The 1433-nt window shown below is 70.2% G+C and carries 1 protein-coding gene; it reads left to right on the top strand.

What is annotated here, in order from left to right:
- Positions 1 to 1433: type I polyketide synthase (locus ABT130_RS47580; RefSeq protein WP_350966500.1), on the top strand; the 1433-nt coding region annotated here is incomplete at both ends.

Genomic DNA, 1433 nt, shown 5'->3' with positions numbered 1-1433 from the left:
AACCGGCTGAACGCCGCCACCGGGCTGCGGCTGCCCGCCACCCTGGTGTTCGACTACCCGACCCCCGTGGTGCTGGCGGAGTTCCTGCTGGCCGAACTGCTGGGTCGGCAGGATCTGGCCACTGTGCCGGGTGTGGTGGCCGGGGCGAGGGCGGTGGTGGCGGACGATCCGGTGGTGATCGTGGGGATGAGCTGCCGGTTCCCCGGCGGGGTGGAGTCTCCGGAAGGTCTGTGGAGGCTGCTGTCCGAGGGTGAGGACGCGATCTCGCCGGTCCCGGCCGATCGGGGCTGGGATCTGGAGATGCTGTCCGGGATGGGCCTCGAGGTCCAGGGCGGCTTCCTGGCGGATGCGGTGGGATTCGACGCGGGGTTCTTCCGGATTTCGCCGCGTGAGGCGCTGGCGATGGATCCGCAGCAGCGGCTGTTGCTGGAGACGTCCTGGGAGGCGGTCGAGCGGGCCGGGATCGACCCGACCTCGCTGAAGGGCAGCTCGACCGGCGTTTTCATGGGTACCAGCGGCCAGGACTACGCGAGTCTGATCGTGAGCGCTCAGGCGGATGTGCAGGGTCATGGTGTCACCGGTCTGGCGGCCAGCGTGTTGTCGGGCCGGCTGTCCTACACGCTGGGTCTGGAGGGTCCGGCGGTGACGGTGGACACCGCCTGCTCGTCGTCGCTGGTGGCGATGCACATGGCCGCGCAGGCCCTGCGGTCGGGCGAGTGTGATCTGGTGCTGGCCGGTGGAGTGACCGTGATGACCACCTCGCTGGGGTTCATCGGTTTCAGTGCGCAGGGTGGGCTGTCGCCGGACGGCCGGTGCAAGGCGTTCGCCGACACCGCTGACGGCACCAGCTGGGGCGAGGGGGTGGGCGTGCTGGTGCTGGAGCGGTTGTCGGACGCGCGCCGCAACGGGCATGAGGTGCTGGCGGTGGTGCGGGGTTCGGCGGTCAACCAGGATGGTGCGTCCAACGGGTTGAGCGCGCCGAACGGTCCGTCGCAGCAGCGGGTGATCCGCCAGGCTCTGGCCAGTGCCGGGCTGTCGCCGTCCGAGGTGGACGCGGTGGAGGCGCACGGCACGGGCACCAGGCTGGGTGACCCGATCGAGGCGCAGGCGTTGCTGGCCACCTACGGCAAGGAGCGAGATGAGGATCGGCCGCTGCTGCTGGGGTCGGTGAAGTCGAACATCGGTCACACTCAGGCGGCCGCCGGTGTGGCGGGTGTGATCAAGATGGTCATGGCGATGCGGCACGGAGTGCTGCCCAAGACACTGCACGTGAACGAGCCGTCCTCGCATGTGGACTGGGCCTCGGGTGCGGTGGAGCTGCTGACCGAGGCGGCCGAGTGGCCGCGGAACGGTCGTCCGCGCCGGGCGGGTGTGTCGTCGTTCGGGATCAGCGGCACCAACGCGCACGTCATCCTGGAGCAGGGGCCGGTGGC

It is taken from the genome of Streptosporangium sp. NPDC001681 (assembly GCF_040298085.1).
Classification (GTDB): Bacteria; Actinomycetota; Actinomycetes; order Streptosporangiales; family Streptosporangiaceae; genus Streptosporangium.
The sequence above is the reverse complement of the archived record's forward strand: the minus strand, read 5'-3'. Positions and strand labels throughout refer to the sequence as shown.